The following is a 23147-nucleotide window of genomic DNA, read 5'->3' on the forward strand; positions in this document are numbered from 1 at the left end:
CGGCGCGGGTGCATCAGTCCCGCTCCCCCGGCAACCGCAGGTCCCACCCCACCAGGGCCCGCAGTTGCTCCGCCGTCACGCCGTCCGGCACCGGCTGGGGCGCGTCGTGGCGCAGCGGCGGCTGCCAGCCCTCCTCGGCCGTCCACCGGCGGACCACCTTGGCCGGCGCTCCGGCCACCACGCTGTGGTCGGGCACCTCGCCGCGCACCACCGCGCCCGCCGCGACCACCACGTTGCGGCCGATCCGGGCCCCCGGCAGGATCACCGCGCCGGTGCCGATCCAGCTCCCGGCGCCGATCTCCACCGGTTCGTTGCGCGGCCACTGCTTGCCGATCGGCAGGTCGGTGGACCGGTACTCGTGTGCCTGGTCGGAGATGTAGACGCCGGGCCCGGTCCACACGTCGTCGCCGAGGACGATCGACTGGTGGCCCACGATGTGGCTGTCCCGGCCGATCACGCAGCCGCCGCCGATCCGCACAATCGGCTCGGGCCCGAGGTCGAGGCCGGGCAGGAAACCGGCGCTGATGGTGACCCGCTCGCCGATGATCGAGAACGGCCCGATGGTGATCCACTGCTCGTTGAAGACCGCGCCGAGCGGGAACGCCAGTGTCGTACCGTCGCCCAACTCGCCGAACCGGTACGGGCCCGGGCTCTGCCGGGTGACCGCGCCGGTCCGCTGTACCCAGCGCCAGCCCCGGTGGACGAGGCGGCCGGCGGCACGGCGGCCACCGGCTCGGACCGCGGAGAGCAGCGAACGGGTTATCGGCATGAGCTCACGTTACCGGCCCGTAGGGTCCGACCGGCGGCCGGGCGGTCAACATCACACCGGTCCCGCACCCGCCCTGGCCTGCGGCCTCCCACGGCCAGGCCTGGCCCTCCGCCCGGGCGGGTCCGAAAACCGCGACCGACGGCGGGCTCCGGTGCCACACTCCCTCCCATGGAGATCACCGAACACATTGACGCCCTGCGCCGCGAGGGCAGCCTGCTCGCCGAGGCCGCCGCCCGGACCGACCTCGCCGCCCCCGTACCGACCTGCCCGGACTGGAACCTGAACGACCTGCTGAGGCACGTCGGGAACGTCCACCGCTGGGCCGCCGCCTACCCCTCCCAGGGCCTGCGCGCGCCCCTCGACGAGGACGGCAGCCGGGCCGTGATCGGGCCGGCGCCGTCCGACGCGGCACTGCTGGACTGGTTCCGCGAAGGCCACGCCGCCCTGGTGGACACGCTCACCCGGGCCCCGGCCGACGTCGAGTGCTGGACCTTCCTGCCGTCGCCCAGCCCGCTCGGGTTCTGGGCCCGCCGCCAGGCGCACGAGACCGCCGTCCACCGCGCCGACGCCGACGCGGCGGCCGGCACCGAGGGCCCCCGGGTGGACACCGCCCTCGCCCTCGACGGCATCGACGAACTGCTGAGCGGCTTCGTGGCCAGCAGCCGCTCCCGGCTGCGCAGCGAACGGACCCGCACCATCGGGGTCCGGACCACCGACGGCCCCGGCTCCTGGCAGCTGACCATCACCCAGGAGCCGCCGGCCGTCGGCACGGGCGGCGCCGCCGAACCGGCCGACCTCACCCTCACCGGCCCCGCCCACGACCTGTACCTGCTGCTGTGGAACCGGCTCCCGGTCGGGCCCGCGCAGGTCGAACTCGACGGCGACGAGGCGCTGCTCGAACTCTGGCGGACCAGCGCGGTCATCGGCTGAGGCCGCGCCGCACGTAGCTCGCGGCGCGCCGCGCGCTGGGAGCGGCCAGGGGTGGAGCGGCCCGGGGTGGAGCGGCCCGGGGTCAGCGCACCCAGCGCGCGGGCCGCTTCTCCAGGAACGCCCGCATCCCCTCCTGCGCCTCCGCCGACCCGAACAGCCGCGCCGACAGCTCCACCAGCCCCTCCGCGTCCCGCTCGAAGGACCGCACCACCTCGGTGTTGGCCAGCCGCTTGGACTCCGCCAGCCCCTGCGGGGAGCCCTGGCGCAGCGCGTCCAGCAGGCCCTTCAACGCGACCCCGGTGTCCTCGGCGGACTCGGTGGCGCGGGTGATCAGGCCGATCCGGGCGGCCTCGGCGGCGTCGAAGACCTCGCCGGTGAGGTAGTAGCGGGAGGCGGCGCGCGGGTCCAGCTTGGGGCGCAGCGGCAGCGAGATCACGGCGGGCGCGAGGCCGAGCCGGACCTCGGTGAACGCGAAGGTCGCGGCCGGCCCGGCGAGGGCGAGGTCCGCCGCGCCGATCAGGCCGAGGCCGCCGGCCCGGGCGTGCCCGTCGATCACGGCGATCACCGGCTTGGTGCAGTCGACGATCGCCCGCTGCAGCTCGACCAGGCCGCGCGGGCCGACCGTCGGGTCCGCGCCGGTCGCCTCCGACAGGTCCGCACCCGCGCAGAACACCTTGCCGGTGTGCCCGAGCACCACGGCCCGGACCTCCGGGTCGGCCGCGGCGACCGCCAGACCGGCGTGCAGTTCGGCCATCAGCCGGGTGGAGAGTGCGTTGCGGTTGTGCGGCGAGTCGAGGGTGATCGTGGTGACGGCGTCGGCGGTGGTGACGCGGACGAGGGGCTCTGCGCTGGTCATCGGCGGGGCCTGCCTTCCGGCTGAGGGTGGGTCGGACTGCGGTGCCGCCCCGGGTGCCCGGGCGACGCCCGGACGACTCTGGCACGCCCACCCGCCCCTCGGCCAGAGCCAGTCCTGCCCGAGGTGCCGATCGGGATCGAGGCCCTCGCGCCCGTCCGGGAGCGGCCGCGTCACCGGCCCTCGGCGTACCCTCCCCGTCGCCCGGCCCACCGGACGGCGGGGCCCATCGCCAGGCCTGCCGCCGCCAGTACCGCGCCCAGGACGACCCAACCGGCCAGACCGAACCCGATCACGGCGGTGCTGACCAACGCAGGACCGGCCATCATCGCCGCCGCCGAACCCGCGTTGTACACGCCCTGATAGGCGCCGTGGTCACGCTCCCCCGCGAGGTCGTAGCTGAGCGCCCAGCCGCCGGCCTGGCCGAACACCTCGCCCAGCGACTGCAACGCGATGCCGCCGAGCACCACCACGGCGGCGACGATCGCGGGCAGGCCGTGCGCGAGGCCGATGACCAGGCACGAGGCGGCGAGCAGCAGCCCCCCGCGGCCGCAGAGCCGGGCGGCCGTCGACCGGTCCTCCGTCCCCCGGGTGGCCCGCACCTGGAGGGCGATCACCAGCAGGGTGTTGACGATCAGGGTGCCCGCGACGGTGATCCGGGGCGCCTCGGTGTCATGGATGATCCACAGCGGCACGCCGACCTCCAGGACGGCGAACTGCAGGGCGAGGACCGCGTTCAGCACCGTCACGACCAGGAACGGGCCGTCCCGCAGCGCCGGATTGCGCCGCTTGCCCCGACCGGCCCCGTCGGCCTCCGGTCCCACGGGCGGCGCGACCGGGGCCGCATGCGCGAGGACGGGGAGACGGTGGAACAGCGCGGCGACGACCACGAAGGAGGCGGCGTCGGCCAGAATCGCCGTCAGATAGGCCGGCCTGGTGTCCACCTGGAGCGCGATCGCGCCGACGACCGTACCCAGGCAGAGGCCCACGTTGGTCACCACCCGCAGGTAGGCCCGGCCCGCCACCCGGCGGTCGGGCGGCAGCACCTCGGCGTAGAGCGCGTTCCGTACGGCTGCGGAGCCGCGGTCGACGGCCGCGACCCCGCAGGCCAGCACCACGAAGGCCGGATAGCTGTGCGCGAGCGTGTACCCGGCGGTGCCGACCGCCTGCGCCGCGACCAGCACGACCAGCACCGGCCGGGCGCCCCAACGGTCGGCGGCCCGCCCGGCCGGCACGCTCGCGACGACCCCGCACAGGCCGGCGGCGGTCAGCCCGAGCCCCAGCTGGGCGGCGCTCAGACCGAGCACCCGGGTGAAGAACAGCACCGCGACGGACAGGGACAGGCCGCTGCCCATCGTGTTGACCAGGGTGAGCCCGGCCAGCCGCCGGACCATCGGGTCGGGGTGCAGCCGCCGTCGCACGGCGCTGACGAGCCCGCCGCCGGCCTGCGGGCCTGCGGGGCCTCCTGGGTCCGCGACGTCTCCGGGGTCTGCGGTCGTTGCGGCGTTTCCGGTCGTTGCGGTGTCTGCGATCGTTGCGGTGCTTGCGGTGCTTGCGGTGCTTGCGGTGGTTGCGGTGGTTGCCGTGATGGCGGCGCCTCCGGGCATGGCGGGGTCGGGTCCGGACGTCTCCGCCGGCGAGGTGGTGGTCATGTGCTGATCACACCGCCTGGCGGCCCGGGTCCGGTACTCCTTTAGGCTCTGGCTAAAACCACGCGCCCCACGCGCCCCAGCCCCGGCGCCCACGCGCCGCGTCGCAGGAGACCGCCCCCGTGCACCGCTTCACGCTCGGCCTGGCCGACCTCGCCACCACCTGGTTCGCCGTCTCCCCGATCCAGGAGGCCTCGCTCAGCCTGCGCATGTGGACCCACCCCGGCGTCTACCAGCTCCAGACCCCGGCCTTCGAACGGCTCCGGCCCGCCTTCGAACGGCTGGACTCCACGCTGCTGCTGTCACTCATCGCCGGGAACCGCTGGATCCCCGACTTCCTGACGCCCCGCCCGGCCTCGCCCGCCGCCGACTTCCGCACCGAGCTGGCCACCGTCCGCGCGCTGCCGCCGGAGCAGCTGCGCCCCGAACTGGAGCAGGTCTTCCTGCCGCACGGGCGGCCCCTGCCCGCCGCGCTCGCCGCCGGACTGGCCGACCCGGCACGGCTGTTGCAGCGGATCGCCGATGCGCTGGAGGAGTACTGGGAGGTCTGCCTCGCGCCGTCCTGGTGGCCGCAGGCCCGTGCGGTCCTGGACGCCGACCTGGTCTACCGGGCCCGGCTGCTCTCCCGGCACGGCGCGGCGGCGCTCTTCGCCGACCTGGACCACCGGCTGCACTGGGAGGACGGCGTCCTGTCGATCAACCGCCGGTGGACGGACTGGGACGCGGAGACCGCCGTGGACGGCCGCGGCCTCGTCCTCATCCCGACCTTCTTCGCCCGCGGCGCGATCACGATGATCAGCAACGAGCGTGCGCCGCAGATCAGTTACCCGGCGCGCGGCCAGGCGGGCATGGCCGGCCCGGGGACGCCGGTGCCGCCGCGCGCCCTGGAGGCGCTGGTCGGCGCGCCGAAGGCCCGGCTGCTGGCCCTGCTCGCCGAACCCGCCTCCACCACCGACCTCGCCTACCGGCTGGGCGTCACCCCCGGCGCGGTCAGCCAGCACCTGTCCGTCCTCGCCGCCACCGGCCTGGTCACCCGGGCCCGGCACGGCCGCTCGGTGCTGTACCTGCGCAGCCCGCTCGGGGACGAGCTGACGGGGGCGAACAGTGACGGAGTTCGCCCTCGTCTTCCCCCCGACCGGCCCGCACCACGGCGGCTGGTCCCCCAACTCCCCAGTGGTACAGACCTGTTGACGCATTGGTCCAGTCCTCCTACAGTGCCCATGCCCCGTCTCCCCACGGCGCGGGCACCCATCGCACACGCACCAAGCACCGCGGTTCTACGTCACCCTGTCCAACCCCCACAGCCACAGGGAGAACCATGTCCGCTCGATCCCGGGCCAGGCGCCCGCGCGTGCGCAGCAGACTGCTGGCACTGCTCTCCGTCCTGGTCCTGCCCCTCGCCGCGCTCACCGCGCTGGCCGCCCCGGCGAACGCCGCCGGAAAACTCACCGCCTCCTTCACCACCGCCGACAACGGCTCCTGGTGGCAGGGCACCTACATCGTCCACAACGACAACGCCACCGCCGTGACCGGCTGGACCCTGGAGTTCGACCTGCCGGCCGGCGTCACCATCGGCAACAGCTACAACGGCACCGCCACCGTCAACGGCCGGCACGTCACCGCGACCAACGCGTTCTACAACGCCACCGTCAACACCCACAGCACCACCGAGCCGTACAGCTTCTGGTTCGTCGGCAACGGCCCGGTCGCCACCCCCACCAACTGCCGCATCAACGGCGACAAGTGCGACGGCACCGCCGACGTCCCACCGTCCGCGCCGGGCACCCCGGCGGTCACCGAGTCCACCGCGCACACGCTCGCCCTGACCTGGCCGGTCGCCACCGGCGGGGACTTCCCGGTGGCCTCCTACGACGTGCTCAACGGCGCCGTCGTGGTCGGCTCCAGCACCACCACCAGCGCCCTGCTCACCGGGCTCACCCCGGCCACCACCTACACGCTGTCCGTCCGGGCCAAGGACAGCCGCGGCAACACCGGACCGCTCAGCGCGCCCGTCACCGCCGCCACCTTCGACCCGTCGACCGACCCGGTCCCGCCCACCGCGCCGACCAACCTCCGGACCACGGCGATCAGTTCGTCGGACGTCACGCTCGCGTGGAACGCCGCGACCGACAACGTCCGGGTCGCCGCGTACGACGTCTACCAGGGCGGCACGCTGGTGGCGACGGTCAGCGGCAGCACCCTGACCGCGACGGTCGGCAGCCTGTCCCCGTCCACCACCTACACGTTCACCGTGAAGGCCCGCGACCCCGCCGACAACGCCTCTCCCGCCTCCGCCCCGCTCACCGCCACCACCTCGGACCTGGTCGGCGCCGGAAAGTACGCCCGGGTCGGCTACTTCGTCCAGTGGGGCATCTACGGCCGCCAGTACTTCGTCAAGAACCTCGACACCTCCGGCAGCGCGGCCAAGCTCGACGTCGTCAACTACGCCTTCGAGAACATCGATCCGGTCAACCTGACCTGTCTGGCGGGCGTCACCAAGGGCACCACCGCCAACCCGCAGGACCCGGACCAGGGCACCGGCGCCGGTGACGCCGACGCCGACTACGCCCGCCCGATGAGCGCCGACCAGTCGGTGGACGGCGTGGCCGACGACGGCTGGGGCAAACTCCGCGGCAACCTCAACCAGTTGAAGAAGCTGAAGGCCAAGTACCCGAACCTGAAGGTGGTCGTCTCACTCGGCGGCTGGACGTACTCCAAGTACTTCTCGGACGTCGCCGCCACCGACGCGTCCCGCCAGAAGTTCGTCAAGTCCTGCCTCGACGTGTGGATCAAGGGCAACCTGCCGGTCTACAACGGCGCCGGCGGCGACGGCGTGGCGGCCGGGATCTTCGACGGCATCGACCTCGACTGGGAGTGGCCCGGCTCCGCCGACGGCCACGCGGGCAACCACTGGAGCGCCAACGACAAGGGCAACCTGACCCTGCTGCTGGCCGAATTCCGCAAGCAGCTCGACGCGTTGGGCGGATCCCACAAGCTGCTCACCGCCTTCACCCCGGCCGACCCGGCGAAGGTCGCCGCGGGCTGGGACCTCACGAAGATCTTCAGCTCGCTGGACATCGCCAACGTCCAGGGCTACGACTTCCACGGCTCCGGCAGCGACAACTCCTGGGAGCCCAACCGCACCGGCCCCCAGGCCAACCTCTACGCCGACCCGAACGACCCGTACAACTTCCACTTCAGCGTGGACGCGGCGGTCCAGACCTACCTCGGCGCCGGGGTCAACCCGCGCAAACTCACCATCGGCTTCCCGTTCTACGGGCGCGGCTGGCAGGGCGTGGCGGACGGCGGCGCCTCCGGCTTGTGGCAGTCCGCGAACGGCGCGGCCCCGGGCCAGTTCAGCGAGGAGGCCGGCACCCGCGGCTACAACAACCTCATCACCGGCGTCCCCAACCTGACCGTGTACCACGACCCCAAGTCCATTGCGACGTACGGCTACACCGGAGCCGGCGGCCAGTGGTGGACCTTCGACGACGCCTGGTCGATCACCCAGAAGACGGCCTACCTCAAGTCGAAGAACCTGCTCGGCGGCATGATCTGGGAGATGTCCGGCGACACCCCCTCCGGCACGCTCATCAACGCACTCGACTCCGGTCTCAAATAGCCGGAGGGCATGGCCCGTTGGGCCGGTAGGGCAGCAAGGGCCGGCGCTCCGAGAACGACGGAGCGCCGGCCCGCGCCTCAGGTGCCTCAAGCGCCTCAAGCGCCTCACGTACCTGACGGGCCTGACGGGCCTGACGGGCCTGACGGGCCTGACGGGCCTCCAAGGCCGAATGCGCCTCCCGTCACCGGGACGCCATCGCCGCCAGCTTCCTGGCCGCCCGGTACTGCCGGAGCACCTGCGCGAAGGAGGTGTGCCCCTGGGTGGTCCGGGCGAAGGCCCGCCAGGCCGGCGCCACCAGGCAGACCGCCGCGTGGAACAGGTACGGGCGCCGCTCGAAGGCGCCCAGCAGCTGCTTGCCGGCGCGCATCTCCACGCCCAGCCCGGCCTTGATGGCGAACGCGTAGTTCAACGCCTCGCGCCGCACGTCCGCCGCCTTGCCCGCCTCCGCGACCTTCACCGCCCACTCGCCGGCCAGCCGGCCCGAGCGCAGCGCGTAGGAGATGCCCTCGCGGGTCCACGGCTCCAGCAGTCCGGCCGCGTCCCCGGCAACCAGCACCCGGCCGCGGGAGAGCGGCGAGTCCTCGGCCCGGCAGCGGGTCAGGTGCCCGGACTCCACGCTCGGGGTGAAGCCGGACAGCCCCAACCGCCGGATGTAGTCGGCGAGATACTGCTTGGTCCGCTCGCCGTCGCCGCGCGCCGAAATGACGCCGACGGTCAGACTGCTCGACTCGGTCTTCGGGAACACCCAGCCGTAACTGCCGCGCAGCGGGCCCCAGTCGAGGTGGATCCGGCCCGACCAGTCCGCGGCGACCTGCGGCGGGACGGGGATCTCCGCCTCCAGGCCGAGGTCGATCTGGTCGAAGGTGACGCCGACGTGCCGGGCGATCCGGCTCGCGCTGCCGTCCGCGCCGACCACCGCGCGCGCCTCGAAGGTGCGCCCGTCGGCGGCCGTCACCAGCGCCGTCCGGTGCTCGCCGCCACGCTGCTCGACGCCGGTGACGGTCACTCCGGTGACCAGCACCGCCCCGGCCTGCTTGGCCGCCTGCACCAGGCGCAGGTCGAACTCGTCCCGGTTGACCAGGCCGAACAGCATCCGCCGGGACCGACGCGTCCGGGTGAACCGCCCGTCGTAGGCGAAGGTGACGGCGTGCACGCGGTCCTGCAACGGCAGCCGGAAGTCGGGCGGCAGGCTGTCCCGGGACGGGCCGATGATGCCGCCGCCACAGGTCTTGTAACGGGGGTGCTCGGCCTTGTCGAGGAGCAGCACCCGCCGGCCCTGGACGGCGGCGGCGTGCGCGGCCGAGGCTCCGGCCGGTCCGGCGCCGACCACCACCACGTCCCAGACGCCGTCGAGCGGCTCGGGCGCCGACCGACCGACCCTCGGCGCGGTCTCGGTCTCGGCTTCGGTCGCGCCTTCGGTCTCTGTCCCAGCCTCGGTCGCGGCTTCGAACACCGTCTCGGTCCCGGTCTCGGACACCGTCCCGGTCTCGGACACCGTCTCGGGCGCCCCCTCGGACGCCTCGCCTGACGGCTGACCTGACGACCGGCCTGACGGCCGTCCGGGTACCTCGGCGTCGGGCGGCGAGACCTCGGTGTCGAGTGGGCTGCGGGAATCGAAGCTTCCGGAGTCAGTCACGTCGAGCAATCCTATGCGTCCGCCGAGCCCGCCGCTGGCCGCGCCGCCCCGAACGCCAGACCGAACCCGGATCGAACCCGGACCGAACTCAGATCGAACCCGGGCCGATCCATCGGGCCGGTCCACCAGACGGTGCGCCGGGCGGGATCGCCGGGCAGAACCACCCGATCGGACTGTTCGAGTCCGCCTATGATCGGCGGTACCCAAACCGCCCCCTCCGCCCGCACCACCCCTCGGGCGAAGCCTTCCCCTCGGAGCCCCGATGTCACAGCCGCTGGCCGACGCCGTCCGGTCCCTGATGGACCGTGCCCGCACCGACCTCGCCGAACTGGTCGCCTTCCCCTCGGTCGCCGACCCGCGCCAGTTCCCGGTCGAGGAGTGCGAGAAGGCCGCCCGCTGGGTCGCCGACGCCTTCGCCGCCGAGGGCCTGACCAACGTCCAGCTGCTGGACACCCCGGACGGCACCCAGTCCGTCTACGCCGAACTGCCCGGCCCCCAGGGCGCGCCGACCGTGCTGCTCTACTCGCACTACGACGTCCAGCCCCCGCTCGACGAGAGCGCCTGGCTCAGCCCCGCCTTCGAGCTGACCGAGCGTGACGGCCGCTGGTACGGGCGCGGCGCCGCCGACTGCAAGGGCAATATCCTGATGCACCTGACCGCCCTGCGAGCCCTGCGGCAGGTGTACGGCGACGGCTACCCTGTCGGCCTGAAGATCATCGTCGAGGGCTCGGAGGAGCAGGGCACCGGCGGCCTGGAACGCTATGCCGAGGCCCACCCCGAACTGCTCGCCGCCGACGCCATCATCATCGGCGACACCGGCAACTTCGCCCCCGGCCTGCCCACCGTGACCGCCTCGCTGCGCGGCATGACGGTCGTCGAGGTCGCGGTCACCACCCTGGCCGGCAACCTGCACTCCGGCGCCTTCGGCGGCGCCGCCCCGGACGCGCTGCAGTCGCTGGTCCGGATGCTCGCCTCGCTGCACGACGAGCACGGCGACGTCGCGGTGGCCGGACTGACCGGCGGCCAGACCTGGAGCGGTGTCCAGTACTCGGAGGCGCAGTTCCGCTCCGACGCCAAGGTGCTCGACGGCGTCGCCCTGACCGGCACCGGCACCATCGCCGACCGCCTGTGGGCCCGCCCCGCGATCACCGTCCTCGGCATCGACGCCCCGCCGGTGATCGGCGCCACCTCCTCCGTCCAGGCCGCCGCCAAGGCCCTGGTCAGCCTGCGCGTCCCGCCGGGCAGCGACCCGACCGCCGCCCAGGACGCGCTGGTCGCCCACCTGGAGGCGCAGGTCCCGCTCGGCGCCCGTCTGACCGTCGAACGCCAGGGCACCGGTGCCCCGTTCAACGCCGACACCACCGGCCCGGCGTACGAGGCGATGGGCGAGGCCATGGCCGAGGCCTTCGGCACCGAGATGGTCGCCTCCGGCGAGGGCGGCTCGATCCCGCTCTGCAACACGCTGCGCTCGCTCTACCCGAAGGCCGAGATCGTGCTGATCGGCGTCGAGGAGCCGACCACCCAGATCCACGCGGTCAACGAGAGCGTCGACCCGCAGGAGCTGGAGCGGATGGCCCTCTCCGAGGCCCTGTTCCTCCGCCGCTACGCCGAACTGCGCTCGGTCTGACGCACGTTGGTCCGGGGGCCGCCGTCGGCGGTCTCCGGCACCGGCCGCCCGCCCCGGAACCTGCGGGCGGCACCCGCCACCACCGCGTAACCGACCGCCCCCACCGCGAGCCCGGCCCCGGCGCCGAAGCAGAACTCCGGGATCAGGTTCCGCCGCAGCGGGACCAGCCGGTGCAGCACTCCGACCGCCGTCGCCGCGCCCAGGGCCGCGACGGCGGCGCGGCGCGCCCGGGGAGCGAGTGCCACGGCCGGGCGGACCGGCTCCACGCCCCGCGCCGCCCGCACCGCCCAGCCCGCCATCGCGGCCAGGGCCAGCGCCGAACTGCCGTACTGCAGCGCCGAGTAGAGCGGAACCGCGGCCACCTCCCGGTCCAGCACCGGCAGCAGCCGGACACCCAGCCGGCCTTCGTGGGTGAACGCGTCCCAGCCGACGTGGGTGGCCGCACCGATCGCCGCCGACGCCGCGAACCACGCCGCCCCCGCACCCGCCCCGGCTCCGGCGGGCCGCCGGACCGTCAGTGCCTCGGCCGCGCCCGCCCACCGGTCGGGCAGCAGCGCCACCAGCGGCGCGCGCAGCAGGCCGTGCCAGCCGGCCACCAGCGCGCCCGCGATCGCCACGTCCAGCGTCGGCACGGCCCACCAGCGGTGCGTCAGACCGCCGTGGCCGTACACCCCGGGCAGCAGCGACTCGGCGAAGAACGGGACGTCGGGCGCCATCGATCCGGCGACCAGCGCCGAGGCGACCAGCGGCCCGCGCTCCCCGGCGGCGCGCAGCAGGGGCAGGACGGCGGCGGGGTGGCTCAGTGTGAACGGCATGCCCCCATCCTCCCGCCCCTGCCGAGCCATCGGCCAACGGCCTGGGCCAACGGCCAACGACCTGGGCCAACAGCCAACGACCTGGGCCAACGGCCAGCGCCTCTGGACAGCGGCCACCGCCTCTGGACGGCCCGGCACCCGGGCTCGTCAGGCACCCCAGGCGGCTACGCCGCGTCCGCCGTGCTGGCCAGGCCGAGCGCGACCCGGCGGCCCGCCTCCAGGTAGCGCAACTCGCCGCTGCGGCGGGCGTCCAGGGCGGCGGCGAGGCGGCGGTAGCGGCTCGGGGGCAGCAGGTCGGCGGCCTCGTCCAGGGTGACGAAGCGCCAGTCGCGCAGTTCCTCGGCCTGGAGCAGCAGGTTCTGGCGGGAGGCGGCGTCCAGTTGGCCGCCGTCGTACATCAGGCGCAGGCCGCCGCGGCGCGGGCCGGTGCGCGGCTCCCAGTCGACGGCGAGCAGGCGCAGCCCGGTCGGGTCGAGCCGCAGGCCCAGTTCCTCGGCGGTCTCGCGCAGGGCCGCGTCGGTGGGGGCCTCGCCGCGTTCGACCACGCCTCCGGGGAAGTCCCAGTCGGGTTTGTAGACGGGGTCGACCAGCAGGACGCGGTCCTGTTCGTCGAAGAACAGGACGGCGGAGGCCACGGTGTCCCCGGTCGGGTCGGGGGTCTGGACGATCGGGCAGCGGGCGGCGCCGACGCGGACCAGTTCGGCGATCCGGTGGGCGGTCTCGCGGGGGGTGAGCTCGCTGGTGTCGAGCATCCGGGCGTCCTCGACCAGCCAGCGCCGGGCGGCCCGGTAGCGGGCCACGTGCTCGAAGCACCACGTGCGGACCCGCTCGCTGGCCTCCGGATCTCCCGGGCACTCGTCGCGGTGGGCGATGCGGTGACGCAGGATCGTTTCTTCTGGGTCCAGGACGAAGTGGTGCACCGCTATGCCGTGGGAGGCGAGGTCGCCGAAGATCTCGTCCCGGTAGTCCTCCCTGAGCAGGGTCATCGGGACCACCAGCGGGCCCGCGACCTCACTGAGCAGCGCGGCCGCCGTCTCGGGGACGAGCCGGCGCCAGGCCGCCAGGTCCTGGAAGTCGGACACCGTCGCCAGCCGGTCGGCCGGGAGCATCCGGCGCAGGCCGAAGCCCACCAGCTCGGGATCGAAGAGCACGCTCCCGGGCAGCAGTTCCACCAGCTCGCGGCAGGCACTCGTCTTGCCCGCCCCGAATGTGCCATTGACCCAGACGATCACAACGTCCCCTGCCCTCGACTTGCCCCGATGCCGTTCGCACCGGGCAGCGCCCCCGTCGGCCGAACCAGCGCCACCCGTGGTGGTACCCGCGCCACGCCGCTCCCCATACCTCCCCACCGCGCCCGCCGTTGCGCCCCACTCCGCCCCTTGACAGGGGCATGTGCCCAGGCCAGCCGCCTTCCGGGAGAAATATGTAGACCGGTCTACATCAAAGTTGCACCCTGCTCACACCCTGCGCGCACAGGAAGTCGGCCCGTCCGACTTCCTGTGCGCCATCATCACCCCAGATCACCTCGCATCACCCCCTCCACCCGACTATGTAGACCGACCGACAGATTTCTCCCGGCAATATCTAGACCGGTCTGCATAATTCAGTAGACCGGTCGACATATTCTTCCCCGCGCCCCTCGCGCGCCCCCCGGCGCCCGCTTGCGCCGCGCGCACCCCAGCACGTACAGAGGAACGATGAAGCTGCTCCCAGCCGGCCGCGTCATCGTCATCGGCTCGATCAACGCCGACCGCATCCTCCGCTGCCCCGTCCTCCCCGCCCCCGGCGAGACCGTCCTCGCCACCGCCGCCACCCAGGGGTTCGGCGGCAAGGGCGCGAACCAGGCGGTGGCGGCGGCGCGCATGGGCGCCGCCGTCCACCTGGTCGCGAAGGTCGGGCACGACGCCGACGGCGCAGCCGCGGTCACCGACCTGCGCGGCGCGGAAGTCGAGACGGCCTCCGTGCTCACCCACCCCGACGCGCCGACCGGGCAGGCGATCGTCATGGTCGACCCCGCCGGCGAGAACAGCATCGTCGTCGTCCCCGGTGCCAACGCCCACCTGACCGCCGCCGAGGTCACCGCCGCACTCGCCCGCCTGCACCTGCTCCCCGTCGACGTGCTCCTCACCAGCGGCGAGGTCCCCGAGGAGTGCATCCGAGCGACCGCCGCCGCCCTGCCGGCCGACGGCACCCACTGGGTGCACAACGCCGCCCCGGCCGGCTCGCTCCCCGACACCGGTCCGACCGGGCGCCACCCCCTGGTCGTCGCCAACGCCGTCGAGGCCCGCCAGCTGACCGGTGCCCCCACCGTCGAGGAGGCCGCCCGGGCCCTCGCCCGCCGCGCCGACGGCGTCGTACTCACCCTCGGCGGCGAGGGCGCGCTGGTCGCCACCGAGGGACGGTCGGCCCGACTGCCCGCCCCCGCCGTCCAGGTCGTCGACACCACCGGTGCCGGCGACGTCTTCTGCGGCGCCCTCGCCGCCGGACTCGCCCGCGGCGCCTCCCTCCCCGCCGCGGCCGCCACCGCCGTGGCCGCCGGCGCCTTCGCCGTCACCGCCCTGGGCGCGCGTGGCGCCCTCCCCCGCCCGACCGACCTCTGACCAGCCGCTTCCCGACGGGCCTGGGCGGGCCGGGCTCACCCCCGGTGGGGGCGCCCGGGCCACAACTCCCGAACGCCCCGGCTCACGTGCCTAGCAGCACTCGGTCTACGGCCGCCCCATGTACGACGGGTAGTAGCCGCTGCTGATCCCCGAGATCCGGATCAGCGTGCCCGGCCGCGCCGCCTCGACGTACTGGTTGTTGCCCAGGTAGATCGCCACGTGCTGGATGCCCCGTTTGGTGCCGTTGGGGGACCAGAACAGCAGGTCGCCCCGGCGCAGCTGGCCGGCGCTGATGGGCGTGGTCGCCGCGTACTGGTCGTTGGCCACCCGCGGCAGGTTCACCCCGCCGCGTCGGAAGGCCTGCTGCACGAGGCCCGAGCAGTCGTACCCGTCCGGCCCGTTGCCCGCGGTCCGGAACGGCTTGCCCAGTTGGCTCAGCGCGAACTGCACGGCGGACTCGACGCCCTGGTCCCCCGCCACCGCGCCGGCGGCCGAGCCCGACGAGGACGATCCGGACGACCCGGACGACGACGGGGACCCGTCCCCCGTCCGCGCCACGTACACGTCGTAGTGCGTGGTCCAGCGCCACTCCCCCTTGCTGTTCTTGAACCAGTACCGCGACCCGTCCCAGCCCTGCTTGATCCCCCCGCTCGACTTCGCGCCCGTCGACGGGGCCTTCGCTGCGGAGGAGGATCCGCCCCCCGTCCGCGCCACGTACACGTCGTAGTGCGTGGTCCAGCGCCACTGCCCCTGACTGTTCTTGAACCAGTACCGCGAGCCGTCCCACCCAGCGTGCGCCGGTGCCGACTCGGCGGCGGCGGCGGGGCTGACGCCGGGGCCGACGCCGATCACACCCGCACCGGCCACGATCACGGCCACCATGCCTATCCCCCGACGCACCCGCGCGGCCCGCGAGGGACGGACGGGGCTGACGGGGCTGACGGTGGCCGCCCGCTGGTCGACGGTGGTGGCAGCGTGCTGCCCGGTCGGTTCGTCGGCGGCACCCGGCGCGCCGGTGTTGACGGTGGTCATCCTGCTGTCTTCCCTCACTGCTGCGAACTGCCGCCACGGGGGCGGCTGCGGAATCGGCTACGGACACGCACGTCCCGGTGAGACGGCACGCACGGCTCGGCAGACCCCGCCCGGCATGCCACGGCCTCCGGTCGTGCGACCGGGAGCCGCGGCATGCCGGGCGGGGATTCAGTTCTGCCTGCGTGTCACGGTAGGCACGCGTCCGCTCACGGCGCGCAGTGGAGTGAGCCAATGGAAGGGTTCACGGCCGGTGAGCACCGACGGGGTATCAGGGTGAAGGCCAGTCATCGGGCTGCTTGCCCGACGCCCCCTCACCCCTGCTGGTCCGACTCCGCCAGCAGCTGCTTCTTCAGCACCTTTCCCAGCGCGTTCCTGGGCAGTTCGGGCACCAGCACGACCCGGCGCGGCCGCTTGTGCGCGGACAGCCGCTCCGCCACGAAGGCCGTCAGCTGTTCCCCCGTCACGGCGCCGTCCGGGATGACGTACGCGACGACGGCCTGCCCGAGGTCCTCATCCGGCGCACCGACCACCGCCGCGTCGGCGACCGCGGGGTGGTCGCGCAGCGCGGCCTCCACCTCACCGGCGCCGATCCGGTAGCCGCCGCTCTTGATCAGGTCGACGGAGGCGCGACCGACGATCCGGTGGAAGCCGTCCTCACCGATCACGGCGACGTCCCCGGTGCGGAACCAGCCGTCAGCCGTCCAGGCCTCGGCATCCGCGTCGGGCCGGTTGAGGTACCCGCTGAACAGGGTCGGCCCGGCGACCTGCAACTCTCCGACGCTCTCCCCGTCGGAGGGCACCGGAGCGCCGTCCTCGCCGACCAGCCGGGTGCGCACCCCGTCCAGCGGCAGGCCGACGCTGCCGGGCCGGCGCTCGCCGTCCGCCCGGGTGCTGACGGTGATCAGCGACTCGGTCATCCCGTAGCGCTCGATCGGGGCGTGCCCGGTGAGCGCGGCCAGCTTCTCGAACACCGGTACCGGCAGCGGCGCGCTGCCGGAGACCAGCAGCCGGGCCGAGGCCAGCCGACCCGCCGCCCCGGGGTCGGCCGCCACCCGGGACCAGACGGTCGGCACCCCGAAGTACAGGCTGCCGCTCGCGGCCGCGTACCCCTCCGGGGTGGGCCGCCCGGTGTGCACGAGCCGGCTGCCGGTCCGCAGGGCGCCGAGGACGCCGAGGATCAGTCCGTGGACGTGGAACAGCGGCAGGCCGTGGACGAGGGTGTCCTCGGCGGTCCACTGCCAGGCCGCGGCGAGCGCGTCCAGGTCGGCGGCGATCGCCTGGCGCCGGATCACGGCTCCCTTGGGCGCCCCGGTGGTGCCGGAGGTGTAGAGGACGAAGCCGGTGGCGTCCGGCGCGGGCTCGGCGAACGTGGTGGCGGCGCGGTCCGCCGGGTCGACCGGCACCCCCTCCACCTCACCCGGCACCGCGTCGCCCACGGCGTGCGCGAGCAGCACCGCACCCGAGTCGCGCAGGATGTGCTCGCGCTCCTTGGGCCCGGAGTCGGGCGGCAGCGGCACCACGGGCACGCCCGCCAGCAAGCCGCCGACCACGGCGACGACCGTCTCGACGGCGGGCCGGGCGAGCACGGCGAGCGCGGGCGCACCGGCCACCCGGTCGGCGACGGCGGTCGCCGCGCCCAGCAGTTCCTCGCGGGACAGCGCCCGCCCGTCGATCCGCAGCGCGTCCGCCGCGTCCCCGTAGTCGCCCTGAAGTGCGGTCAGCAGTGCCATGCTTCCGTCCTCGCCCTCGTCTCACGCTGTCGCGCCGACTCTACGGGCCGCACCCGGACCGTCCGTGGGCAGCGGTCACCAGCCGCCGCCCACCTGGCTTGTACCGACCTGTGCCGGAAACGCCGGAGGGCGTGGCACCGGGTACCCGGTGCCACGCCCTCCCACTGCCGTGTGCGGGGATCAGCCCTTGCGGGCCTTCACCTCGGCGGTCAGCTGCGGCAGCACGGCGAACAGGTCGCCGACCACGCCGTAGTCGACCAGCTCGAAGATCGGGGCCTCCGGGTCCTTGTTGACGGCCACGATGGTCTTCGAGGTCTGCATGCCCGCCCGGTGCTGGATGGCACCGGAGATGCCAGCCGCGATGTACAGCTGCGGCGAGACCTGCTTGCCGGTCTGGCCGACCTGGTTGCTGTGCGGGTACCAGCCCGCGTCGACGGCGGCACGCGAGGCGCCGACGGCCGCGCCCAGCGCGTCAGCGAGTTCCTCGACGACGCCGAAGCCGGCCGCCTCGCCGACGCCACGGCCGCCCGAGACCACGATCGCGGCCTCGGTCAGCTCCGGACGGCCGGTCGAGACCCGCGGGGTGCGCGAGGTGACCTTGGCCGCGTTGCCGGTGAACTCCACCGCCACGTTCTCCACCGCGCCCGCGCCCGCAACGGCCTCGGGGGCCACCGCGTTCGGCTTGACGGTGATGACCGGCACGCCCTTCGTCACCTTCGACTTCACCTGGAAGGACGCGGCGAACACCGACTGGGTGGCGACCGGGCCACCCTCACCGGCCTCCAGGTCGATGGCGTCGGTGATGATGCCGGAGCCCAGCCGCAGTGCGACGCGGGCGGCGATCTCCTTGCCCTCGCCGGAGGAGGTGACCAGGACGGCGGCGGCGTCGTTGGCCTTGGCGATCTGGGTGAGGGCGTCCACCTTCGGGACGACCAGCTGGTCGGTGAACTCCGCGCCGTCGGCGACGTACACCTTGGCCGCGCCGTACTCGGCGGCCTTGGCCGCGAGGTCGGCGGCGGCGGCACCGGCGCCCAGCACGACCGCGGACGGCTCGCCGATCCGGCGGGCCAGGGTCAGCAGTTCGAGGGCCGGCTTGCGGACCGCACCGTCGGCGTGGTCCACCAGAACCAGGATCTCAGCCATGATTCGTTGCTCCTGATCGATCGTTGGATGCGCGAACGGGGGGACTAGATGAACTTCTGGTCGGCGAGGAAGCCGGCGAGCTGCCTGCCGCCCTCGCCCTCGTCCTTGACGACCGTGCCCGCGGTCCGCGCCGGACGCGCCGCCACCGACTCCACCGCCGTCCACGCACCCGCCAGACCGACCTCGTCCGCCTCGATGCCCAGATCGTCCAGATCCAGCGACTGGACCGGCTTCTTCTTCGCCGCCATGATCCCCTTGAACGACGGGTACCGGGCCTCACCCGACTGGTCCGTCACCGACACCACCGCCGGCAGCGCCGCCTCCACCAGCTCCGTCGCCGCGTCACCGTCACGACGACCCCGCACCACACCGCCCTCGACCGACACCTCCGACAGCAGCGTCACCTGCGCCACACCGAGGCGCTCCGCCAGCAGCGCCGGCAGCACACCCATCGAACCGTCCGTCGACGCCATCCCACCGATCACCAGGTCGAACCCGGTCTTCTCCAGCGCCTTCGCCAGCACCGCCGACGTCCCGATCACATCCGAACCGTGGATGTCCTCGTCGTTCACGTGCACGGCCTTGTCCGCACCCATCGACAACGCCTTGCGCAGCGCGTCCTTCGCGTCGTCCGGCCCGACCGTCAGCACCGTCACCTCGGCACCCTCGTTCGCCGCCGCGATCCGCAGCGCCTGCTCCACGCCGTACTCGTCGAGCTCCGACAGAAGGCCGTCCACACCCTCCCGGTCGGTGGTGTGGTCGTCCGCGAACCGACGGTCACCCGTCGCGTCCGGCACGTACTTCACACAGACAACGATCCTCAAGCTCACGGCCTGTCTCCTGTACTGGTCTCGTCCGGCGGCTGCGGCTGTGCAAGCGGGGCGCGAACACGGTGCGCGCCCGCTCCGGGCAGCGGGTTCCCGTGCCGGTCCGGAACTTCCTGGCAGCATACTCGGCAGTAGTCCAGTGGTCACTACTGGCCAGTAGCTTAGGCCGGGCGGCTGCACTTCCGTCTGCGCCCATCCTGCCCCAGGGCAGCCCCGACACCACCTGATCGGACTGCATATCCGCCGCAGGATCGCCGGGGCCCTGGCTCACACCGCCTCGCCGAGCGCCGCGATCACATCCACCTTGCGCGGCAGTCCGGCCGCCCGGCGCACCACCCGGCCGCCCCCGTCCAGCACCAGGACGGTCGGCGTCCGCAGGATCTCCAGCCGCCGAGCCAGCTCCAGCCGCTCCTCGGCGTCCACCTCGACGTGCGCCACCCCGTCGACCATGCCGGCCACCTCCGCGAGCACCCGGCGGGTGGCCCGGCACGGCTGACAGAACGCCGTCGAGAACTGAACCAGCGTCGCCCGCTCGCCGAGCGCCCCGCCCAGCTCCGCCTCCGACAGCCGTACCGCCCCGCCGTTGGTGCGCACCCTCAGCCTCCCGTCGTGCCGTGCCCGTAGCAGCCCGAAGGTGGTCGCCGGCGCCGACACGACGACGCACACCACCAACCGGCCGTCCCCAGTCTGCGGCAGCGGCCCCGGACCTCGAAAGGGAGGTCGACCACCGGGCCGGGCCCGCGTACGATCGCCGGGTGGAATCCGACCGCACCGCACCGCCGTTGCTGACCTCCCGCCGCGTCGTCGACCTGGGCCGGGCCACCACCACCCGCTGTCGCTGACGCGCCCCGCCGCCGCCCGTCGCGACCCTCCCGGAGCCCTCGTGCAGATCGACCCCCGCGGTCCCCGCTTCGCCGCCGCGCTCACCTCGGTCGTGCTGGCCGCCGCCCTCATCACCGGCAGCGACGTGCTGCTGGCCGTCCAGGCCCTCGTCTTCGCACTCGGCGCGTTCGGCGGCCTGCGGCTCTCCCCCTACGGCTGGCTCTACCAGACCTTCCTCCTCCCCCGACTGGCCCCGCCCTCCGAGACCGAGGACGAGCGGCCACCCCGCTTCGCGCAGGGAGTCGGCCTGGTGTTCGCCGCCGTCGGCGCCCTCGGCTTCCTCACCGGGGTGGCCTGGCTCGGCCTACTGGCCACGGCCTTCGCCCTGGCGGCGGCCTTCCTCAACGCCGCGTTCGGTTACTGCCTCGGCCGTGAGGTCTACCCCTTCGTCCGCCGCGCCCAGGGGCGCCTCGGCGCCGGAGCCTAGCCACCCCTTGGGCCCCCTGGGCCTCCGGGACGGACCGGGCCTCCAGGTCGCCGGGGAGGGAAAAGTTCCCACCCGAACTCATCACGGAGATCACACCGCGAATATCCGCTTGACCGCACGGCTCAGGTGACAGCAGGCACTCGTTCGGGGGATCATCTCCGTGAATCACCCGTGACCGCCGCGGCGTGCCGCGCTCCGGTCGGCCCCGCTCAGCGACGCGGGTACCCGCCGTACCGGGCTCCGGCCCGTGGAAGTCAGGACTGACCGTGGCAGAGTTCGTGTACCCGCCGGTGATCGGCGCCGCACTCACCGCCTTCCGTGCGCTCGACGTGCGGATCAAGATCGTAGGCGCCGAGAACATCCCCGCCAGGGGCGGAGCCGTACTGGTCAGCAATCACATCAGCTACCTGGACTTCCTCTTCGCCGGCCTCGGCGCCTACCGCGGCGGCAAGCGCAAGACCCGCTTCATGGCCAAGGACGACGTCTTCAAGCACCGGGTCTCCGGCCCGCTGATGCGCGGCATGAAGCACATCCCGGTCGACCGCACCGACGGGCAGCCCGCGTACGAGGCCGCCGTGCGCGCCCTCAAGGCCGGCGAGGTCGTCGGGGTGTTCCCCGAAGCGACCATCAGCCGCTCGTTCATGCTGAAGAAGTTCAAGACCGGCGCCGCCCGGATGGCCGCCGACTCCGGCACCCCGCTGCTGCCCGTCATCCTCTGGGGCACCCAGCAGCTCTGGACCAAGGGCCGTCCGAAGACCCTGACCAAGCGCCACGTCCCCGTCACCATCATGATCGGCGAACCGATTCACCTCGGCCCGAACGACAAGCCCGTCATGGTCACCAGGCGGCTGCGCGCGGCCATGAGCGAGATGCTCGACCAGGCCCAGCGCGAGTACCCCGGCAAGCCCTCCGGCCCGGACGACACCTGGTGGCTGCCCACCCACCTCGACGGCACCGCGCCCACCCTGGAGGTCGCCGAGGCCGAGGACGAGGCGGAGGCCCTCGCCAAGGCCGAGCGCCGCGCCGCCCGGGGCTGACCAGCCCCGCCCCGGTTCCACCCCGCGCCGCCCTCCCGAGACCTTCTACTCCGTGTGACCGACCGAACGCCAGGCGTCGCGTGTCGCCCGGTCGCCGACGCTCCCCGTCTGACACAGTGACAGCCCCTTTGAGGGGCCTTCGTCCTGCATCGGAGACGGAGCGAACGCCGGAGAGGTCGGAAAGGTCGGAGCGGATATGACACGGATGACCCGCACACGGCAGTCCCCCAGGTCCACACCCGAGGCCCGCACCCGCGCCAGCGCCGGTGCGGGCCTTCTGCTGCTGAGCGCCCTGCTGACCGGGTGCGGCGCCGAACCCGGTGAGATCCCCCTGTCCGAGATCCAGGCGGACGCCCCCTCCACCGCAGCCGAGTCGACGACCGCCGCCGCGAGCCCCGGCGTGGTCGGCGCCGCCGCCGGAACGCCTGCGGCCACCGCACACAACGGTCTGATCGTCGGCGGGGTCTTCCTCAACACCGCCCGCACCACCAGCGCCATCGTCACCCTCGCACCCGACGGCACCGGTTGGCACCAGGTCACCCAGCCGCCCGACCGCACCCGCGACGACCGCCCCGACTGGTCCCCGGACGGCAGCACGATCACCTTCGACCGGACCGACCCACGAAGCGGCGCCGCCCGCCTCTGGACGGTCTCCACCAACGGCGACGGCGCCCACCAGATCGACCAGCTCTGCGAGACCGGCACCGCCGACTGCACCAACGAGGACGAACGCGCCCCCGCCTACTCACCCGACGGCAAGCAACTCGCCTTCAGCCGCTCCTGGGGCGCCCTCGACCCGGCCGACAGAAACCAGATCCAGTACTCGGACCTCTACCTGATGAGCCCCGACGGCACCGACGTCCAGCGGCTCACCTTCCTCACCAACGACAAGCCGTACTCCGGGCAGGTCAGCAACCCCAGTTGGTCCCCCGACGGCAAGCAGCTCACCTTCGAGTACCGCACCGGTGCCACCGGTCAGCCCGCCAACAGCCGCGCCATCTACGTCGTCGCCGCGGACGGCACCGGGTTGCGGCAGCTCACCCCCTGGGAACTGCGCGCCGGAGACCGCGCCAACTGGTCCCCCGACGGCACCCAGATCCTCTTCACCACCTACCCGGCCGGCCGCACCGACGCCCCCGGCGGCGGCATCTACACCGTCCACCCCGACGGCACCGCCATCGGCGCGCTGACCCCCGCCCCATCCAACGTCTTCTACGGCACCGCGTCCTACGCGCCCGACGGCAAGTCCATCGTGTTCGCCGAGGCCCCCGCCGGCTCCGAGGCCGACCTCTACACCATGCGGCCGGACGGGACGGGCATCGCCCGGCTCACCAACGACAGGGACGCCTGGCTGACCCGGCCGGCGTGGGGAACGGCGGCGGTACCACCTCAACCCGATGGCCGGGCATCAGCCCAGGCACAATCGCGGCCGTGGGAAGAGGACGAGGAACTCCAGGACGAGTGAATCACAACGCAGAGAACCCCCATCCGGTTTCCCGGATGGGGGTTCTCTGTGAATGATTGTTCGGCGGCGTCCTACTCTCCCACAGGGTCCCCCCTGCAGTACC

General features: G+C 73.6%; 19 protein-coding genes and 1 pseudogene. 9 read left to right on the top strand and 11 right to left on the bottom strand.

What is annotated here, in order from left to right:
- Nucleotides 1-13 precede the first annotated feature (13 nt).
- Entirely contained in the window at nucleotides 14-769 is a 756-nt protein-coding gene (locus ACIP37_RS31450) for a DapH/DapD/GlmU-related protein (protein WP_363588732.1), read from the bottom strand.
- 168 nt (nucleotides 770-937) lie between these two features.
- Between ACIP37_RS31450 and ACIP37_RS31455 the strand changes: the two genes are divergently transcribed.
- Nucleotides 938-1699, top strand: a complete 762-nt coding sequence (locus ACIP37_RS31455) for a maleylpyruvate isomerase family mycothiol-dependent enzyme (protein ID WP_400811687.1) — start codon at nucleotides 938-940, stop codon at nucleotides 1697-1699.
- A gap of 82 nt (nucleotides 1700-1781) precedes the next feature.
- On the opposite strand, the gene ACIP37_RS31460 is transcribed toward ACIP37_RS31455, so the two are convergent.
- Nucleotides 1782-2555 (bottom strand): enoyl-CoA hydratase family protein, encoded by a 774-nt coding sequence (locus tag ACIP37_RS31460; protein ID WP_400811689.1) that lies wholly within the window; start codon nucleotides 2553-2555, stop codon nucleotides 1782-1784.
- 170 nt (nucleotides 2556-2725) lie between these two features.
- Nucleotides 2726-3973, bottom strand: coding sequence for an MFS transporter (locus tag ACIP37_RS31465; RefSeq protein ID WP_400811692.1), 1248 nt, complete (start codon nucleotides 3971-3973; stop codon nucleotides 2726-2728).
- Nucleotides 3974-4073: 100 nt separating this feature from the next.
- On the opposite strand from ACIP37_RS31465, the gene ACIP37_RS31470 reads away from it, so the two are divergent.
- The 3 genes and pseudogenes from ACIP37_RS31470 to ACIP37_RS31480 all read left to right on the top strand — a co-directional run bounded on the left by ACIP37_RS31470 (nucleotide 4074) and on the right by ACIP37_RS31480 (nucleotide 7823).
- Nucleotides 4074-4211: a hypothetical protein gene (locus ACIP37_RS31470; RefSeq protein WP_400844894.1), complete on the top strand. Its 138-nt coding sequence runs from the start codon at nucleotides 4074-4076 to the stop codon at nucleotides 4209-4211.
- Between the two features lie 838 nt (nucleotides 4212-5049).
- Nucleotides 5050-5223 (top strand): annotated as a pseudogene (locus ACIP37_RS31475) (winged helix-turn-helix domain-containing protein); the annotation flags it as partial.
- A gap of 296 nt (nucleotides 5224-5519) precedes the next feature.
- Nucleotides 5520-7823 carry a glycosyl hydrolase family 18 protein gene (locus ACIP37_RS31480; protein ID WP_400811698.1) on the top strand — a complete coding sequence of 768 codons (2304 nt, stop codon included), beginning with the start codon at nucleotides 5520-5522 and terminating at the stop codon, nucleotides 7821-7823.
- Between the two features lie 181 nt (nucleotides 7824-8004).
- Here ACIP37_RS31480 and ACIP37_RS31485 read toward each other — a convergent pair whose 3' ends face one another.
- Nucleotides 8005-9300 carry a geranylgeranyl reductase family protein gene (locus ACIP37_RS31485; RefSeq protein WP_400811701.1) on the bottom strand — a complete coding sequence of 432 codons (1296 nt, stop codon included), beginning with the start codon at nucleotides 9298-9300 and terminating at the stop codon, nucleotides 8005-8007.
- A 421-nt stretch (nucleotides 9301-9721) separates the two neighbouring features.
- On the opposite strand from ACIP37_RS31485, the gene ACIP37_RS31490 reads away from it, so the two are divergent.
- A complete protein-coding gene (locus ACIP37_RS31490) occupies nucleotides 9722-11086 on the top strand; it encodes a dipeptidase (RefSeq protein WP_363588742.1) in 1365 nt (454 codons plus the stop codon).
- Here ACIP37_RS31490 and ACIP37_RS31495 read toward each other — a convergent pair.
- Nucleotides 11062-11901: a DUF4184 family protein gene (locus ACIP37_RS31495; RefSeq protein ID WP_363624770.1), complete on the bottom strand. Its 840-nt coding sequence runs from the start codon at nucleotides 11899-11901 to the stop codon at nucleotides 11062-11064. The genes ACIP37_RS31490 and ACIP37_RS31495 overlap by 25 nt on opposite strands.
- A 164-nt stretch (nucleotides 11902-12065) precedes the next feature.
- A complete protein-coding gene (locus ACIP37_RS31500) occupies nucleotides 12066-13133 on the bottom strand; it encodes an NUDIX domain-containing protein (protein WP_363588746.1) in 1068 nt (355 codons plus the stop codon).
- A gap of 465 nt (nucleotides 13134-13598) precedes the next feature.
- Here ACIP37_RS31500 and ACIP37_RS31505 point away from each other — a divergent pair, with 465 nt between their 5' ends.
- The gene (locus ACIP37_RS31505; protein ID WP_363588748.1) at nucleotides 13599-14501 is read left to right on the top strand and encodes a PfkB family carbohydrate kinase; all 903 of its coding nucleotides are present in this window, start codon (nucleotides 13599-13601) and stop codon (nucleotides 14499-14501) included.
- A 105-nt stretch (nucleotides 14502-14606) separates the two neighbouring features.
- Here the strand turns inward: ACIP37_RS31505 and ACIP37_RS31510 are convergent, their stop codons facing one another.
- The 5 genes from ACIP37_RS31510 to ACIP37_RS31530 all read right to left on the bottom strand — a co-directional run bounded on the left by ACIP37_RS31510 (nucleotide 14607) and on the right by ACIP37_RS31530 (nucleotide 19902).
- Nucleotides 14607-15533: a C40 family peptidase gene (locus ACIP37_RS31510; RefSeq protein ID WP_363631563.1), complete on the bottom strand. Its 927-nt coding sequence runs from the start codon at nucleotides 15531-15533 to the stop codon at nucleotides 14607-14609.
- A gap of 311 nt (nucleotides 15534-15844) precedes the next feature.
- Entirely contained in the window at nucleotides 15845-17263 is a 1419-nt protein-coding gene (locus tag ACIP37_RS31515) for an acyl-CoA synthetase (protein WP_363631565.1), read from the bottom strand.
- Nucleotides 17264-17443: 180 nt separating this feature from the next.
- Entirely contained in the window at nucleotides 17444-18406 is a 963-nt protein-coding gene (locus ACIP37_RS31520; protein WP_400811708.1) for an electron transfer flavoprotein subunit alpha/FixB family protein, read from the bottom strand.
- A 44-nt stretch (nucleotides 18407-18450) separates the two neighbouring features.
- Nucleotides 18451-19236 carry an electron transfer flavoprotein subunit beta/FixA family protein gene (locus ACIP37_RS31525; protein ID WP_363585624.1) on the bottom strand — a complete coding sequence of 262 codons (786 nt, stop codon included), beginning with the start codon at nucleotides 19234-19236 and terminating at the stop codon, nucleotides 18451-18453.
- A gap of 264 nt (nucleotides 19237-19500) precedes the next feature.
- On the bottom strand, nucleotides 19501-19902 hold the full coding sequence (locus ACIP37_RS31530) for a thioredoxin family protein (RefSeq protein WP_363588758.1): 402 nt from the start codon (nucleotides 19900-19902) through the stop codon (nucleotides 19501-19503).
- Nucleotides 19903-20116: 214 nt separating this feature from the next.
- On the opposite strand from ACIP37_RS31530, the gene ACIP37_RS31535 reads away from it, so the two are divergent.
- From ACIP37_RS31535 to ACIP37_RS31545, 3 genes are all read left to right on the top strand, one after another.
- A complete protein-coding gene (locus ACIP37_RS31535) occupies nucleotides 20117-20542 on the top strand; it encodes a DUF4395 domain-containing protein (protein WP_363633758.1) in 426 nt (141 codons plus the stop codon).
- Nucleotides 20543-20808: 266 nt separating this feature from the next.
- On the top strand, nucleotides 20809-21579 hold the full coding sequence (locus ACIP37_RS31540) for a lysophospholipid acyltransferase family protein (RefSeq protein ID WP_350887852.1): 771 nt from the start codon (nucleotides 20809-20811) through the stop codon (nucleotides 21577-21579).
- 205 nt (nucleotides 21580-21784) lie between these two features.
- A complete protein-coding gene (locus tag ACIP37_RS31545; RefSeq protein ID WP_363588763.1) occupies nucleotides 21785-23044 on the top strand; it encodes a hypothetical protein in 1260 nt (419 codons plus the stop codon).
- The last annotated feature ends 103 nt before the right edge of the window (nucleotides 23045-23147 follow it).

The sequence above is a fragment of the Kitasatospora sp. NPDC088861 genome, from assembly GCF_044750105.1.
GTDB lineage: Bacteria > Actinomycetota > Actinomycetes > Streptomycetales > Streptomycetaceae > Kitasatospora.